We start from the raw sequence: 15,236 nt of genomic DNA, 5'->3' as shown, positions 1-15,236 counted from the left end.
AAGCAGACACTCAGAGGTGAGTTCACTTTAGAAAGTAACACCGGTTTCCAGCTACCACCGGCTCTCTGTAGATACTGACTCTAAAGCTACTAGTCCTCTTCAACGTTTATCGATATCTATTTAGCTTGCGTGAATGTTTTCATCTGTAAATACGACTTTTTCTCCTTCTTCAACCACTCGCTTGCGGAATTGTTCAAGAAGTTTGTTTGTGTGGACCCCAGGTTTCCCTTCACCGATTGTACGGCCGTCAACCTTTACAACAGCGATCACTTCGGCTGCGGTTCCTGTCAGAAAAACTTCTTCTGCTGTATACACATCGTGCCTTGTGAATGGTTCTTCTTTCACTTCGTAGCCTAAGTCTTCTGCAATCTCCATGATGGCATTTCTTGTGATGCCTTCAAGAGCGCCGATATAACCTGGCGGTGTATAAAGCTTACCTTTTTTATAAATAAACACATTGTCTGCAGAACCTTCTGCCACGTACCCTTGATCATTCAGCATCAGCGCTTCACTCACACCGGCCATATGGGCTTCGATTCGGACAAGGATGTTATTCAAATAATTTAATGATTTCACTTTTGGGCTCAGTACATCGGGACGATTTCGTCTCGTCGGTACCGTTACAATATCAATACCCGTTTCATATAGGTGCTTTGGAAAGATGGCCAGCGGCTCTACAATGATCACTGTGTTGGCTCTCCCGCAGTTGTTTGGATCTAAGCCAAGATCACCAGCTCCTCTTGAGACAACAAGACGAATATAGGCATCCTTTAGGCCGTTCCTTTCAACTGTATGAATCATTTTTTCCGTGAGTTCCTCAAGTGAATATGGAATGTTCAGCATAATGGATCTGGCGGAATCATACAGGCGGTCTAAATGTTCTTTCATTCGAAAGATATTTCCGTTATACACGCGTATCCCTTCGAACACACCGTCACCATATAAGAAGCCATGATCATAAACTGAAATTTTCGCATCCTCTTTTTTCACGAGTTCATCGTTTAAAAAGATCCACTGTTCCTTTTGGTCTTCCATTATCAGTGCGCACCCTCTCTTTCAAACAAAAAGTAGTTGAATTTTCAGACACTTTTTATTGAAGCCTCTCACGCTTGCTCTGCGTGTTTGTTTAGCTTTTGTTGAACCCATCTTACGCCGCTTTCCATACAGTGTCAACAGCATTTTTAAAATTATTAGACAATTTAGACTAATCAAAATTAAATGTATACGCTTACACCTTTGCTAGACAAGGAATGAAAAAAACTTAAAATTTTTTGTATTTTTTCTTCAATTGATTTACTTTACCTGAACGCTTTTCTTTTGAGAAAACGTTTGTCATATTTTTTCACATCGTTTTTAATGAATACTGGTAGATTTCAACGCTTTTGATTTTCTTTCGGCATGCCTTTCTAAAGCGTTTTCCTATGAATTTATGATAGAATGAGAGCATCTTATAGAAGGAGGGCAATACATGGCTAACATCAGAGGTTATATCGGAACATATACAAAGGGAGACAGTAAAGGCATTTATACTTTTACATTAAATACGGACAAGCAGCAGATCGAACAAGTAAAAGTAGCTGCTGAACTTGAAAATCCTACATATTTAACCGTCTCAGATTCTCAAAAATTTGTGTATTCTGTTGTGAAAAAAGGATCACAGGGCGGCGTGGCTGCGTATCAAATTGATGCAGAAACCGGCACACTTCGTTTCATCAACCAAGAGCTTGCCGATGGCGCTTCTCCTTGCCACGTCAGCGTGGACAATCAAACAAAAACAGCTTTTACAGCAAACTATCATAAAGGAACAGCAGAGATGTATGAAATCGATGCTGAAAATGGCTCAGTCATCCGCACGCTGTCACAGGCGCAGCATGAAGGAACTGGACCAAACGAAGACCGCCAGGAAAAACCGCACACTCACTTTATGGGTCTGACACCAGATGAACAATTTGCAGTGGCTGTTGACCTTGGGACAGATGGCATTTATACGTATAAGAAAGAGGGCGACAAACTCGAGCTCGCTCATACATTTGAAACAAAACCAGGCACCGGTCCTCGCCATATCACATTCCATCCAACGAAACCTGTGGCATATGTGATGACAGAGCTAAGCTCAGAGGTGATTGTGCTTCGTTACTTTGAAGATGGTCATTTCGAAGAGATCCAAACGATCGCAACCATTCCAAGCGACTTTACAGAGAACAATCAAGGCAGTGCCATTCACGTGTCTTCAGACGGCCAATTTGTTTATGCAGGAAATCGCGGTCATGACAGCATTGCGATTTTTAAAGCAGACGCCGACGGCCAATTAAGTCTTGTCGAGATTGCTTCATCTGAAGGAAACTGGCCTAGGGACTTTGTGCTTGATCCAACTGAAGAATTCCTCGTCGGTTCAAACCAAGAATCTAGCAACCTAGTGTTATACAAACGCGACAAAGAAACAGGACGACTCACTGTCTTACAATCAGACATCGCCGTTCCTCATCCAGTTTGCGTGAAATTTTTAGGATAAAGAAAAAAGCCTCCGTTTTGGAGGCTTCAGCTTGTTGACAAAGGGCTAAAATGAACTTTTTTAGCCCTTTGTCTTCTTTTCAGCGTGCAGACGGCGTCCAGCCATCTTCAAGCTTTTGATCAATAAGAGACGTATCGGTTTTTTCACCGAACCATTTTGACAGCCTGTCCTTCGCTTTTCCTTTCACATCATCATCAATGTACATCGCTACTTGGAGCAGAGCAAATGTGATCGCTCCTAAATCATCTGTGTAGCCGACACCAATCAATGTATCAGGGATGAGGTCAATAGGAAGGATAAAGTATCCGAGTGCCCCAATAATAAGGGTTTTTGCTTTGACAGGCACTTCGGGTTTTTGCAATGTATAGTAAAGTAATAGCACAGCATAGACAAGAGAGACACCAGCCTTTTGTGCCGTCTTTTTTAACTTTTCCCAAAAGGCATGATCATTAAAATGCTTCTTCGAACGCTTTAATAGTTCTTTTTTCTCAGAACGGTTCATCATATCGCCTCCATCTACAGCATAGCCCTTTTCCCTTCGTTATACAAGATATCCGCCGATTCGACAAACAAAAAGCAGCAGAAAGCTGCTGCATTCTACTGCTCTTTGTAAAACTTTTCGATCGCCTTATCGATGTAGACCCATCCTTTATAAGACACATGAATTGTATCTTTAAAGAAGTAAGGATCGTATTCATGTTTAGTCAAATCTGCGACTTCATACCCGTTATCTCGAATTTGACGATTGATTTTCTCATAATACTCTGTACGCCCCTCTTTCGGGAAACCGGTATAATCATACCATTTTCCATTGACAGGAATCGTCACAAACAAAGGCTTCGCCCCTGCCTGTTTTAAAATATCCAGCATGATTTGAAAATCTTTGTATTCTGGTGATTCCGCATAAGAGTGGTCTTCACGAGAATCTTTCATCTTTTTCATGATCGGTTTCAGCTTGCGGTCAAATAGTTTTTGATTAATATAAAACGGGTTGTTCCCTGCTTTTTCCGCACCTAAGACACTCGCTTCTTTTTCAAGCTCAGTCCATGTTTTTCCTTTGACAGAAGGAGACGGATGAAGCTTACGCTCTTTCCCCGATCCAATTGTATAGTACATGTCTTTCTTTTGAAGCATGCCATAATACATTTTTGCAATAGGAGAAATCGCGCCATAAGCGAATTTGTTCCCAGAAAGCTCTGCTTTAAAAAGTTCTGTGATGACCATGTCGTTCTTTACAGCTTTAAACGTCATGATTCTCTTGATCAGCTCTTTTTTCACAGCTGGATCAATTTCTTTATTATAAGCGAGATTAAGCGCTTGAAGCGCTGAATAGTTCGGTGCAAAGTGATTCTCGTCTGATCCCCATTTCACAAACCACTGCGGGGACACGATAAACACAAGCTTCTTCCCTTTTAATTCATCCATATGCGCTGCGAAGTTCATCGCATGAATTAATGATTGTGACCCACCTTTTCCAATAAGATAAGGTGTAAACCCTTGAGGATTCTCATGAAAGAAATTCGAAGGGTGATATGGATCAAAACGTGATAGTTCAGAAGATCCATAGATCGGCAAATAAGTTGGATCTTTTAGCATTTCATCTTGTAAATAAAGCCCCTGGAACATCCCTGGATCTAATTCTGTGGCTGACTTTTGTAATTTGTCTTTTGGGATCAGATGTGAGAGCCATGCATTTGGTACAAGAAGAACACCAATGAATAGAACAGCCGCTAAAATAAGCGGCCCAAAAAAACGCTTTTTCATTACTTCATCTCTGCCAGCTGCTCAGCAATGTGATTCGGTGTATCCCACACATCACGATCGAACTCTGTAATCGGAACAGTAATTCCGAGCTGACTTTCAATTGCCATAAGCAGTTCTACTGTACCAAATGAATCTAGAAGACCTTCTTCAAAAATTGCAATCTCTGGATTTTCTTTCACAACGTCGTCCTGACAAACCTCTGCAATAATACCGTATACTTGATTTTTAAATTCCATAATTTTCTACTCCCTTAATGATTAATGATGAAATGGTTTTCCTGAAAAAATATAAAATCCGAAACAAATCACATGGAATGTAATAATGATCGACACAACCATTGTGACCTTATTATCCGGCCACCACTTGTGCTTTTTATTCCATTTCTCAAATAAATTGTAACCGGACATCACAACTGCGTGATATAGTCCGTAAATAATATATTGAAGTGCTAGACCATGCCAAGCACCCATCAATAGAAAGAGGACAAAGTACCCAATATTTGATACAGCCATACGGTTCTTGATCCACTTCTTTTTTGTCATAAAGAACACAAATCTCATAAACACGTAGTCTCTGAACCAGAAGGAGAGGGACATGTGCCAGCGATTCCAGAAGTCTTTAATGTTCCGGCTGATAAACGGTTTGTTAAAGTTTTCTGGTGATTTAATGCCCATCATATAACTCACACCAACAGCAAATGCTGTATACCCAGCGAAGTCAAAGAACAAATACATACTGTACGCATACATATACGTTAACTGTTGAACAAAGTGACTGCTGCTAATGTGATGAATATTCATGAGAATATACGTGTGAATCAGATAACCAATAATGAACTTATATAAGAAGCCGATAAAAATTTTATGAATACCAGCGTATAGAAGATCACTGTACGCTTCCTTTTCAGGCGGCGTATCCATATCCTTTTCAAACCGGCGGTAACGATCAATCGGACCTGATGAAATCGTCGGGAAAAAGACAATGAAATAGACCAAACGATGAATCGGAATTTTCTTCTTAATCAAGCCGTCTCTTGTCTCGATAATTAACTGGACACCTTTAAATGTTAGGTACGAGATTCCTAAAAAGCTCAGCCAGTTCATTGGCGGCGGTTGATGCGGCTGATGAGTTAAAAAGAACGGTAAAACCTTTGAGAGTACAAGCGGCAAAATAGATGCCACCACTGCCATATAGAAGACAGACGCTTGATTCGCCTTCAGCCGGTACGAAAGGTACAAGCGGATGATCAAGATTTGCCACACTGTAAACAAGAAGAGCAGCAATGCGCCATGTGCATCCTTTGAGAAAATAAGCGCGAGCGCCACAACCGTTGCAAACATGTTGTAGCCCTGCATTCTTTTGCCGCGAAGACCAAGAATGATCGTCGGCAAAAGAAGAACACCAATTAGAATGAAGAAAAAGAATGAACTAAACGGAATCATAGAAGAACCTCTTTCGCGATTCTTTTACGATCAACCTTCCCGTTTGGCGTCATGTACAGCTGCTCAAGATAGACAAACTTTCTTGGAATCATGTACGCAGGCAGTGAATCCGCCATTTCTTTCTTAATTGCACTTGTCAGCTGATATTCTTTTTCAAAAGAATGCGCTGCTGGAACAATGGCTGCAATTAAGTACTCCACATGACCGTTTGGCTGGAACGGCACAATCACACAAGCATTGACATAGGTTGTCTCGCTCACATGATATTCAATTTCTTCAAGCTCCATCCGGTATCCATGCAGCTTAATTTGATAGTCCAGACGGCCGTGGCACGTAATCAAACCATCCTGCGCCACACCTGCATCACCTGTACGGTAAGCAGGGCGTCCTTCGTATTCAAAGAACACTTTATCTGTTAAGGCTTGTTCACCTAAGTAGCCTCTCGTGACGCTTGGCCCTACGATGACAATTTCCCCTTTTTCACCATCAGGAAGGGTCTTGCCTTCTTCATCTAAAATGACGATATCTGTATCCGGTTTGGCGTAGCCGACTGGTAAAGAATCGTGCTGATCAAGAATCGCCTGCGTGACTTCAATCGATGTGATCGCAACAGTTGCTTCAGTCGGACCATACGTATTAAAGATCTGCGCTTTTGGAAAACGCTCAAGGAGTGCACTTGCTACAGATACAGGAAGTGCCTCTCCGCAGAACAAGAAAACTTTCAGCTCTGGTAAAAGCTCTCCTGTAAAGGAAGGGTCCATTAAGCACATTTGCACAAAGGAAGGTGTTGATGTCCACACTTCAACGTCAGATTGACCGAGTGCTGCAAACATATCCTTCGGCTTATTCACTAGATCTTTCACTAAACAGTAAAGCGTGCCGCCTGATTGAAGCGCTGGATACAAATCCATCACTGATAAGTCAAAAGAAAATGGTGCTTGATTTAAGAACGTGCGCCCCCCGCCAATTGGAAAGTCTCGGCACATCCACTCTGTAAAGCTTTCTAAATTATTGGCTGTTACCTGAACGCCTTTCGGTTTTCCGGTACTGCCAGACGTATAAATGATGTAAAAGACATCATCCTGTTGAACCCACTGCGAGGATGGCGGTGCTTCTTTTTCAAGAGCTAAAAGAGATGCCGCACTTTTCACTTCAATGTGTTCTTCTACATCTAATACATTCTGCTCATTTGCACAAATCAACAGACTGGCTTTTGAGCTTTCAATAATTGAGACGATACGCTCGGCAGGGATTGAGATGTCGACCGGAATATAAGGTCTGCCTGATTTCACACTGCCTAAGAAAGAAATCAGCATCTCTGGCTCCATATGACCGTATACAATGACAGGTGCACTGTCTGTTGCAACCGCATCGATCGCACCAGCCATTTGGTCTGATAGATGCCAAAGCTCATCATATGTGATCGAAGCATGTTGAGAAACAAATACTGGCTGTGTTGGTTTCGTTTGTTGGTATTCATGAATCGTGTGTAATAGTTTCATAGTCTAATCTCCAATTAAAAATCGTTGTAAATGAATGATCCCGTATTTGCTGTATGGAATCCGTAAATAAAGAACAATAATAGCAAAATAAGTAAGTAAAAACTTGTATATCCTATCCATTTTACAGACTTATTTTCTGATAGTTTTTTGAATAGCATATTGATAACCTCTTTTCTTTTGACACTTATAGAGACGCATGAATCATTAAAAGAGTTTCATATCAAAACATAAAAATTTTAAGAAATCATGAAAGAAAGATGTCTAATCGATAAACGTGTCTCTAGGCAAAGCTGTCTTATTGTAACAAAGATTTAATGTATTTGAAATGAAATTCCAGCTTAAATTTGCCTTAAAATTGGTGAAAGCTGTCGAATAAACACAAAAACCACCTAGTTTGCCTAGATGGCTTTGATTTCAATTACTTCTTATATTTATTGACTTCGAACATGAGAATGTTTTTGAACACCACATAATCCTTTTTACTTTCAAAGGGACCTTTGTTGTTGTCATGCTCATCAATTTCATAAAACCCTGGTCCTTCTCCGGCATCACGCTTTTTGTACCAAGATAGGAAGGCGTTGACTTCTTTCATGGAGAGGTCATACTCTTTTTGCAAACCATTGACCATTGTGATGATGAGAAGAGCATCTCCGTCTTCATCGATTGCATCGTCTTTAGGCGGTGTGGTTGGTTCTGGGTGTTTGTCGCCTGGATTTGTTGAATCATCTTTTGGTGGGGTTGCTGGATCCGGGTCTTTGTCACCGGGTGTTTCTGTGTTGTTTGGAAATTTTAGGTCTTTTAAAGATAAAGAGATAACAGATTTGTAGTTTTTGTCTGCAGTCTCTGTATAATTCAAATTATAATCTCGACCGCCTAAAAGGTATAACATATCCCCAACAACTACTGATGAAGCTCCTATACGCATATTGTGGTAAGGCACATCTATTCTAACTAATTCTTCTTGTTCAGTATCATATACAATTAAATTTCTTGGTGAACTAGCGGGAAACACCATGTTATTTTTATAAGATACACCATTCAAATAACCATTGACAAATCCTTTTTTCTTTGCAGTCCAAACTTCTTTTTTAGCGTCAAATTCAAAAACTTCATGGTTATCGTTTTGGCCAAAGATGTAAAACTTCTCATCTAATACTAGACCGATTGCTCCTTTGATTTTAACATTTAGAGGGGCTTCTTCTTTCCATGTTTGCTCAGAAAGGTCATAGCTAAAAAACTCTTTTCCACCAAATACATAAATTTTATTTCCAATAACACCCGCTTGAACGTTATATGAGCCTTTTGATTTGCTAACAAAGGGAATATCAGGTAGCGTTTCCCATTCATCATTTTTTGTATCATACACTTCGAACTTATCATAAGTAAAACCCGTATGTTTTCCAGCAAGGACATAAATTTTTGAACCTACTACTACTGATGCTGCTCCTCCTCTACCAGTAGGTATATCTTTCTTTTTAGTCCACTTATCGATAGAAGGATCATATTCTAACGTTTCATTAAACGCATTGAACCCACCAATCACATAAATTTTCCCATCCACAGCATTAGCTACAGCTCCCACTCTAGCTGTGGGCAAATCAGCTAATTGATTCCATTCATCCTTCGCCGCATGTACCATTTGAAATGACTGCGTGAATGAAAGGATTACTAGTAATATCATGACGATCCATTTTTTCAAAAATAACACTCCCTTTTCATTATCTTACTTCTTCATTATCGGAGTGTTTTTTAATTTTTATAGAATAATTGATCTTTTTAAGAGAAATTAATAGTAAAAAGGCATCAAAATTACTAAAGAAATCCGCTTAAAAAGATAAATTCTATTAAACATTGCCTGAGTCTATATACAAAGAACAATAAAAAGAACCCATGATTTCATGGGTTTCTCATCAATCCATTATTAGAAAATCCGTCACAAGGCAAGCAGGTTCTCCGTTTTCATCATCCAGCCCCCAAAAGCTTGGATACATCCCGTCACCGAAGCCTGTTGTAAACATAGCAATGTCCACCTTGTCATGCTATGTTATTAACTATTTCTTTTGAATATTTCTTAATCAATGTTTCGCTAATACTGCTTACGATATAGATCGCAATCGCTAAAATCAGCATCAACGGAAACATGCTCAACCGATCATCTGCAACATAAACAATGATAGCCACTACGATTGCCGTTAAAAAATGCTTCACCGCCTCCTCACCCCTTTGTATATATCATATACATTTTATTACACAAAAGATTCAATTGAAATAATTTCCACAAAATTAACAAGTTTCGTTTGTTCCGCTCTTAAAGTAGATTGCTATCCGACCTTATGTTGTTCGTACAATCTCTATATGCTAAAATTAACCAAAATATACATATAATGGATTAACCAGGAGGTCATTCAGTGACGCAGCAAATCAAGCCATCCAAAATGTTATTAATTACTTTACCCAGCGCTATTATTGCCCTTGTGATGATCTTAGGGAAAATTGATACACCTGTAACAAATGTTTTATTTTATATTGTGGCTTTCGGTGTTATGGGTTTAGTTGTTTCAAGCTTAATAAAGGACTACAGGAAAAAGAAAAATTAACTCCACGTTTAGGGAGCTATAGTTCCTAACTGATTGTAACCTCTCAATCCATTACTGTTGGAAGATAAATGGCCGTTAAAAATCCGCCCTCAACCCGCTCCCAAAAAACTAATTTTAAGCAAAAAACCGAACTTAAGTTTCAACAAACGAAAAAAGCTTGAAATCCTTTCATATCAAGGATTTCAAGCTTTTAATTTAGTACGTCCCAGGAGAGATTCGAACTCCCGACCGACGCCTTAGAAGGGCGTTGCTCTATCCAGCTGAGCTACTGGGACATGTTGTTATGTAGTGTTCTGTTGGTGAGTACCTCACCGACAAGATTTATTATATTACTATTGTTCTTTAAAGTCAACGGTTTTTCGAAAAGTTTTTTCATAAGGGGCAAATGCTGCACCCTTATGAAATACCTTCCATTGTGACAGTGTTTTCGAGGTCTTGTATGATCTGACCTTCGTCTGTGAAAAACTGTACGTTTGCTTCGCTTCCATCTAGTGTCAGTATCGCATAGCTGCGCTCTTTACGCACTCTTGGCAGGTGCACGCTGCCCGGGTTAATGAGCAGTTTTCCTCTTAGCAGTTCACTGCCTGGGATGTGTGAGTGGCCAAAGCAGATAATGTCAGCGCTTAGCTCTTCTGCACGGTAGTAGACTTGAAGCAAGGATTGTTTGATGCCATGCAGATGTCCGTGAGTGAGAAATAGTTTTCCGCCTCCATCAAGTGGGAGCAGGAGCTCTTCTTCAAAATCGCCCATAAAGTCACAATTTCCTTTGACGACTTTGTATCCTTCGAGTGCTGGGTGGTTCGTTTCGAGTTCTGAATCTCCGCAGTGAATCATCATGTCGACTTCAGCCGCGTGCCGTTTGGCAATGGTTTGAAGTTCGTCTGTGAGTCCATGACTGTCACTCATGATGAGTATCTTCATGGCTTCATTCCCCCTTATTCATTTGCGTCTAGCAGTGATGAAAGCTTTTGAAGCGCGACCGCTCGATGGCTGATCTTGTTTTTCTCCTCTGGTGATAACTCGGCCATCGTCTGGCCTTTGTCTTTGACGATGAAAATGGGGTCGTATCCGAAGCCGTTTTCGCCGATTGGTTCCTCTGCGATGAAGCCTTCTACTGATCCTTCTACCGTCTTTGTTTCTTTGCCCGGTATGCTGACAGCCAGGGCACATCTGAATCTGGCTGTGCGGTCTTCTTTTTCAATGCCTTGAAGTTCGCTCAGCACTTTTTCCACATTCTCAGCATCGTTTTTATGCTCACCAGCGTATCTCGCTGAATATACGCCAGGTTTTCCGCCAAGATAGTCAATCGACAAACCGGAATCGTCTGCAATGACCATTTCACCTGCTTTGGCTTGAATCGCCTCGGCTTTGATGATGGCATTTTCTTCGAAGGTTTGTCCTGTTTCTTCAATCTCTTCAGTAAATCCGATGTCTGCTAGTGTTTTGACCGTGAATCCTTTTGGCTCAAGAATGGCTTTGAATTCTTTCGCTTTGCCCGCATTGTGCGTTGCAATGATGGCTGTTTTCATCCTGATCAAACCCTTCTTTTTATTCGATGACTTCTCCTGTAACCGCTTTTTGCTTTTCGATTAATTCTTTGATGCCCTTTTCGGCTAAATCAAGCAGTCCGTTTAGCTGTTCTCTTGAGAATGTCGCTTCTTCGCCTGTCCCTTGAAGTTCAACAAAGCGTCCAGCGCCTGTCATGATGACATTCATATCCACTTCAGCTGAAGAATCTTCTTCATAATTTAAATCTAACAGAAGACCCTGCTGCGAATCAATTCCGACGGATATCGCCGCTAAATAATCAGTGATCGGGTTTTGTTTGATGACTCCTTCTGCTCGAAGCTTTTGAATCGCAAGTGTCATGGCGACAAAAGCACCGGTAATAGATGCTGTGCGTGTGCCGCCGTCTGCTTGAATGACATCACAGTCAATCCAAATCGTGCGTTCGCCAAGCTTTTCTAAGTCAACGACTGCGCGGAGTGCTCGTCCAATTAAGCGCTGAATCTCCATTGTACGTCCTGTGACTTTTCCTTTAGATGATTCTCTCATCGTTCTTTGTGCGGTTGCTCTTGGAAGCATGCTATATTCTGCTGTAATCCAGCCTTTTCCTTCTCCTCTTAAAAAAGGAGGTACACGGTCTTCGATAGATGCGTTACAAATCACCTTCGTATTGCCCGCTGAGATTAAGACAGAGCCTTCTGGATGCGTAATGTAGCCTGCCTGTATTTCAATTTTTCTTAATTCGTCATATTGTCTTTCATCTAATCTCATGATTTACCTCCGTTACGATATACATTCCGCGCGGGTGCCAGCGGGGTTCTCCTACTAACTTTGACAACCTCGGCTCGTTCTAATCGCTTGGAATAAAAAAGAGGCAGCGAATATGCATGCCTCTTTTTCTCCATTATATCAATGTGTGCCGTTAAAAACTACCTGTATTCACTTGTTCTGGTCTTGAAACCGGCTTTGTCAGCTCTGCTCCTTTTTCGTTCACAAGCTCAGCCTTGCCGTTTACCTTAACCGATACGCTTTTGACGTCCGGCAGCTCTGTTAATGTGAGCACAATGCTATCAAGAACTTTTTGTGAAATGACCTTTTTCTTTTCATCTGCACTGCCAAAAATGGATTCGTTGAAATCAAGTGTCACATGTCCGTCTTTTACTTTCGGGATATCATTCAGCTTTACATCTTGATCAAAGTCTGTGAGCAAATGGCTTTTTTTGCTTGGTCCAGAGACGAGCTCATCAATGGCTGCTGTAATCGGATCATCCTCGTCTTTTGGCGCTCTTTTGGTCACAGGAACATAGTACGTCTGTTCATCAGATTCAGCTAAGTAGTAAACCGTCACTGGCTTTGTCGATGTCATATCAGCGGCAGCCTCGTGCTGAATATTTATACCGTCTTCTCTGCTTAAATCATCGGAGATCGGTGTACCGTTCACAGGCATTTCTTTTAGTTCATGACCATTCATTTTCAATTTGACTTTGGCGACAGAATCAAACTGCGTTAACGTCCAAGTGACAGATTGCAGGATTCGCTGTTCGTCTTCTTTTTTATAGTTTTTAAATTCATTTGAAAAATCCACTACGGCCGTTCCGTCTTTAATGTCGACAGATACGCTCGTGTCGGCCGGCAAAACAGCTCGGAACCCATTTGGCATGAGGTTAGAAATCGGTCCTCCGTCCACGAGATATTCAAGGGTTTGTTTGGCACTTCCTTCGTTTTTCGGCAGCGGAATGGATTGAGAGACGACATACCCGTTTTTATCAATTAAATATAATTCTCTCATGACTGTATCTGCCTTCTTCTCTTCTTTTCCTTCTTTGGCTGTTTGTTTATCTTCTTTATTTTCTTTCACATATGTGACGTTTTGTGGCGGGTCAATCTCTGTTTTCGCTTGGTCTGTTTGAAACAATCCGCATCCTGACAAAAGCATGGCTGACGCGATACACGTCACAGCTGCTGTAGATCCTTTTTTCAGCATACTTCACCCTCCTCTAGTAGTTTGTACTACTATGTATACGAGCTCCTCATGTGGATTAGACCCTTTTCATAAAAAAATAACCCACCTCAAGAAGAAGCGGGTTATTGCTGATAGACGTGTTCGAGTGATACGGTTTCGACCTTCCCTGGGAGGTAGCCAAACCAGTCACGAGCGATGTTTTGAAAATTTTGCTGCTGCCCTGTTGTATAAAATGTATGAACAGGTGCTTCTTGAGAAGTATTTAACAGCCCTTTATATGAAAGAATCGTACTGGCTTCTCTAGCTGTCTCATCCCCTGATGAAATAATGCTCACATCACTGCCCATAAAGCGCTGAATCGGCTCTTTTAAAATCGGATAGTGTGTACAGCCAAGAATGAGTGTATCAATTCCTGTTTCTTTCATCGGTTCAAGGGAATCTTTCACCACTTCATCTGCTGTCTGATCTAAAAACGTACCGCTTTCCACAAATGGGACAAGCAGCGGACATGCCAGGCTTTGAACCGCTAGTCCTGCTTTTAGGGATAACAGTGCTTCTTTGTATGCCTCGCTTTTGATCGTATTAGCTGTGCCAATGACACCAATCTGCTGATTATTTGTCACCTTGATGGCTGTACGGGCGCCGGGCTGAATCACGCCAATGACCGGAATATCAAGCGTTGCTTTGATTTCATCAAGTGCGATCGCCGTCGCTGTGTTGCATGCGATGACGAGCATTTTAATATGATGATGTCTTAATAAGTAGTGCGCCATTTCCCAAGTATATTGAAGAACCTCTTCTTCTTTCCGCGGGCCATACGGGCACCGTTTTGTATCGCCTACGTAAATGATTTTTTCTTTTGGCAGTTGTCTCATGATTTCCTTTGCAACGGTTAAACCGCCGACGCCGGAATCAATGACGCCGATTGGTTGATCCAACAAAATCGCCTCATTTTCTTTTCATTTGCTGCTGTAGTTTCGTTAAGGATTGGTTGAAAACGATGGCTTCTTCTTCTGAGAAAGCCCCTAGAAGTTCACTGACGTATTCTTGGCGTTTGACAATCACTTCTTGAATGATCCGCTCGCCTTCAGGTAATAAATGAATGCGAACCACGCGGCGGTCAGAAGGATCTTTCACTCGTTCGACAAGTTCACTTTTTTCCATTCGATCAATTAAGTCGGTGGTTGTGCTGCAAGCCAAATACATCTTTTGTGATAGCTCACCTATTGTCATATCTCCGAATTCATAAAGCCACTGAAGCCCTACAAATTGAGGAGGTGTAATCGTATATTGATTCAGAATTTCTCTGCCTTTTTGCTTAATAATTGCAGCAATATGGCGCAATGATTTTTCAATCTCTGCTACATGGTCGAACTCATTCGTTTCCATTTCATTGATACCTCACTATAGCATCTCACTTTGATTAAAACGTACATTCCTATTTTCCTCGTTTTTCAGAGAAAATGCAAGAAGAGACTCATGGAAACCATATAGAAATAACCGGTTCCTCCCTGGTGCGGAAGGAAAACCGGCTGACTTTAGAGCTCTAGCTCACCCATACGCAGAAGCTCGACGACGGCCTGTGAACGACCTTTGACTCCTAGCTTTTGCATGGCATTCGAAATATGATTTCGAACAGTCTTTTCGCTAATAAAAAGCTCGCTTGCAATTTCTTTAGTTGTTTTATCTTGGACGAGCAATTCGAATACTTCTCTTTCTCTTTTGGTTAATAGCGGCTTGGATTGAAACTCTTTCTCCTTCAAGTATTGTAACCCTCCTTGCTAAGGTGAGAGCTCTAGTCTCTATAGAATGGGATTCTGTATAGTCGAGATATCATATGCCGGGTGCCCGAGGTAGGTGACGTTAAAATCGAGAATTCCCGCATATGAGCGTCCAATTTGTGCGCTTTTATCAGCACAAAAAAGGACGAGTCTCCTACCCGAGACATCG

At 41.2% G+C, this 15,236-nt stretch carries 19 protein-coding genes, 1 tRNA gene and 1 other annotated feature (1 of these 21 running past the window's edge); of the genes, 2 read left to right on the top strand and 18 right to left on the bottom strand.

Annotation, left to right across the window (positions count from 1 at the left end; translation table 11 throughout):
* Window positions 1-112, bottom strand: a binding site (T-box leader) (it extends 135 nt beyond the left edge of the window).
* A gap of 8 nt (window positions 113-120) precedes the next feature.
* Window positions 121-1,035, bottom strand: a complete 915-nt coding sequence (gene ilvE, locus ACSSTM_RS17835; RefSeq protein WP_003216381.1) for a branched-chain-amino-acid transaminase — start codon at window positions 1,033-1,035, stop codon at window positions 121-123.
* Window positions 1,036-1,468: 433 nt separating this feature from the next.
* Here ilvE and ACSSTM_RS17830 point away from each other — a divergent pair, with 433 nt between their 5' ends.
* Window positions 1,469-2,512, top strand: a complete 1,044-nt coding sequence (locus ACSSTM_RS17830) for a lactonase family protein (protein ID WP_420735148.1) — start codon at window positions 1,469-1,471, stop codon at window positions 2,510-2,512.
* Between the two features lie 79 nt (window positions 2,513-2,591).
* Here ACSSTM_RS17830 and ACSSTM_RS17825 read toward each other — a convergent pair whose 3' ends face one another.
* From ACSSTM_RS17825 to ACSSTM_RS17785, 9 genes are all read right to left on the bottom strand, one after another.
* Window positions 2,592-3,014, bottom strand: coding sequence for a YkvA family protein (locus ACSSTM_RS17825; RefSeq protein WP_106038034.1), 423 nt, complete (start codon window positions 3,012-3,014; stop codon window positions 2,592-2,594).
* A 95-nt stretch (window positions 3,015-3,109) separates the two neighbouring features.
* Window positions 3,110-4,276 (bottom strand): D-alanyl-lipoteichoic acid biosynthesis protein DltD, encoded by a 1,167-nt coding sequence (gene dltD / locus ACSSTM_RS17820; RefSeq protein ID WP_034661713.1) that lies wholly within the window; start codon window positions 4,274-4,276, stop codon window positions 3,110-3,112.
* Window positions 4,276-4,512, bottom strand: coding sequence for a D-alanine--poly(phosphoribitol) ligase subunit 2 (gene dltC, locus ACSSTM_RS17815; RefSeq protein ID WP_024423191.1), 237 nt, complete (start codon window positions 4,510-4,512; stop codon window positions 4,276-4,278). Before dltC ends, dltD begins: the two co-directional genes overlap by 1 nt.
* A 21-nt stretch (window positions 4,513-4,533) precedes the next feature.
* Window positions 4,534-5,718, bottom strand: a complete 1,185-nt coding sequence (dltB, locus tag ACSSTM_RS17810) for a D-alanyl-lipoteichoic acid biosynthesis protein DltB (protein WP_106031219.1) — start codon at window positions 5,716-5,718, stop codon at window positions 4,534-4,536.
* On the bottom strand, window positions 5,715-7,220 hold the full coding sequence (dltA, locus tag ACSSTM_RS17805; RefSeq protein WP_106042588.1) for a D-alanine--poly(phosphoribitol) ligase subunit DltA: 1,506 nt from the start codon (window positions 7,218-7,220) through the stop codon (window positions 5,715-5,717). Before dltA ends, dltB begins: the two co-directional genes overlap by 4 nt.
* Before the next feature lie 14 nt (window positions 7,221-7,234).
* On the bottom strand, window positions 7,235-7,384 hold the full coding sequence (locus ACSSTM_RS17800) for a teichoic acid D-Ala incorporation-associated protein DltX (RefSeq protein WP_024427820.1): 150 nt from the start codon (window positions 7,382-7,384) through the stop codon (window positions 7,235-7,237).
* A 254-nt stretch (window positions 7,385-7,638) separates the two neighbouring features.
* On the bottom strand, window positions 7,639-8,928 hold the full coding sequence (locus ACSSTM_RS17795) for a Kelch repeat-containing protein (RefSeq protein ID WP_420735147.1): 1,290 nt from the start codon (window positions 8,926-8,928) through the stop codon (window positions 7,639-7,641).
* Window positions 8,929-9,130: 202 nt separating this feature from the next.
* Window positions 9,131-9,250 carry a DUF4241 domain-containing protein gene (locus tag ACSSTM_RS17790; RefSeq protein WP_316250398.1) on the bottom strand — a complete coding sequence of 40 codons (120 nt, stop codon included), beginning with the start codon at window positions 9,248-9,250 and terminating at the stop codon, window positions 9,131-9,133.
* Between the two features lie 4 nt (window positions 9,251-9,254).
* Entirely contained in the window at window positions 9,255-9,428 is a 174-nt protein-coding gene (locus tag ACSSTM_RS17785) for a hypothetical protein (RefSeq protein WP_223251544.1), read from the bottom strand.
* 200 nt (window positions 9,429-9,628) lie between these two features.
* Between ACSSTM_RS17785 and ACSSTM_RS17780 the strand changes: the two genes are divergently transcribed.
* Window positions 9,629-9,817, top strand: a complete 189-nt coding sequence (locus ACSSTM_RS17780) for a hypothetical protein (RefSeq protein WP_106042595.1) — start codon at window positions 9,629-9,631, stop codon at window positions 9,815-9,817.
* Window positions 9,818-10,018: 201 nt separating this feature from the next.
* Here the strand turns inward: ACSSTM_RS17780 and ACSSTM_RS17775 are convergent.
* The 8 genes from ACSSTM_RS17775 to gerE all read right to left on the bottom strand — a co-directional run bounded on the left by ACSSTM_RS17775 (window position 10,019) and on the right by gerE (window position 15,049).
* Window positions 10,019-10,092: transfer RNA gene (locus tag ACSSTM_RS17775), tRNA-Arg, on the bottom strand.
* A gap of 121 nt (window positions 10,093-10,213) precedes the next feature.
* The gene (locus ACSSTM_RS17770) at window positions 10,214-10,738 is read right to left on the bottom strand and encodes a YfcE family phosphodiesterase (protein ID WP_187704001.1); all 525 of its coding nucleotides are present in this window, start codon (window positions 10,736-10,738) and stop codon (window positions 10,214-10,216) included.
* 14 nt (window positions 10,739-10,752) lie between these two features.
* The gene (locus ACSSTM_RS17765; RefSeq protein WP_170938409.1) at window positions 10,753-11,355 is read right to left on the bottom strand and encodes an XTP/dITP diphosphatase; all 603 of its coding nucleotides are present in this window, start codon (window positions 11,353-11,355) and stop codon (window positions 10,753-10,755) included.
* Window positions 11,356-11,365: 10 nt separating this feature from the next.
* Window positions 11,366-12,094 carry a ribonuclease PH gene (rph, locus tag ACSSTM_RS17760; RefSeq protein WP_095285541.1) on the bottom strand — a complete coding sequence of 243 codons (729 nt, stop codon included), beginning with the start codon at window positions 12,092-12,094 and terminating at the stop codon, window positions 11,366-11,368.
* Between the two features lie 151 nt (window positions 12,095-12,245).
* Window positions 12,246-13,307 (bottom strand): GerMN domain-containing protein, encoded by a 1,062-nt coding sequence (locus ACSSTM_RS17755; RefSeq protein ID WP_095285542.1) that lies wholly within the window; start codon window positions 13,305-13,307, stop codon window positions 12,246-12,248.
* 101 nt (window positions 13,308-13,408) lie between these two features.
* Window positions 13,409-14,227: a glutamate racemase gene (gene racE / locus ACSSTM_RS17750; RefSeq protein WP_095285543.1), complete on the bottom strand. Its 819-nt coding sequence runs from the start codon at window positions 14,225-14,227 to the stop codon at window positions 13,409-13,411.
* A gap of 7 nt (window positions 14,228-14,234) precedes the next feature.
* The gene (locus ACSSTM_RS17745; protein ID WP_003216546.1) at window positions 14,235-14,675 is read right to left on the bottom strand and encodes a MarR family winged helix-turn-helix transcriptional regulator; all 441 of its coding nucleotides are present in this window, start codon (window positions 14,673-14,675) and stop codon (window positions 14,235-14,237) included.
* Window positions 14,676-14,824: 149 nt separating this feature from the next.
* Complete coding sequence (gene gerE, locus ACSSTM_RS17740) at window positions 14,825-15,049, bottom strand: spore germination transcription factor GerE (RefSeq protein ID WP_003184172.1); 225 nt, start codon at window positions 15,047-15,049, stop codon at window positions 14,825-14,827.
* Between the last annotated feature and the right edge of the window lie 187 nt (window positions 15,050-15,236).

It is taken from the genome of Bacillus sp. RK1064, assembly GCF_051488405.1.
GTDB lineage: Bacteria > Bacillota > Bacilli > Bacillales > Bacillaceae > Bacillus.
The sequence above is the reverse complement of the archived record's forward strand: the minus strand, read 5'-3'. Positions and strand labels throughout refer to the sequence as shown.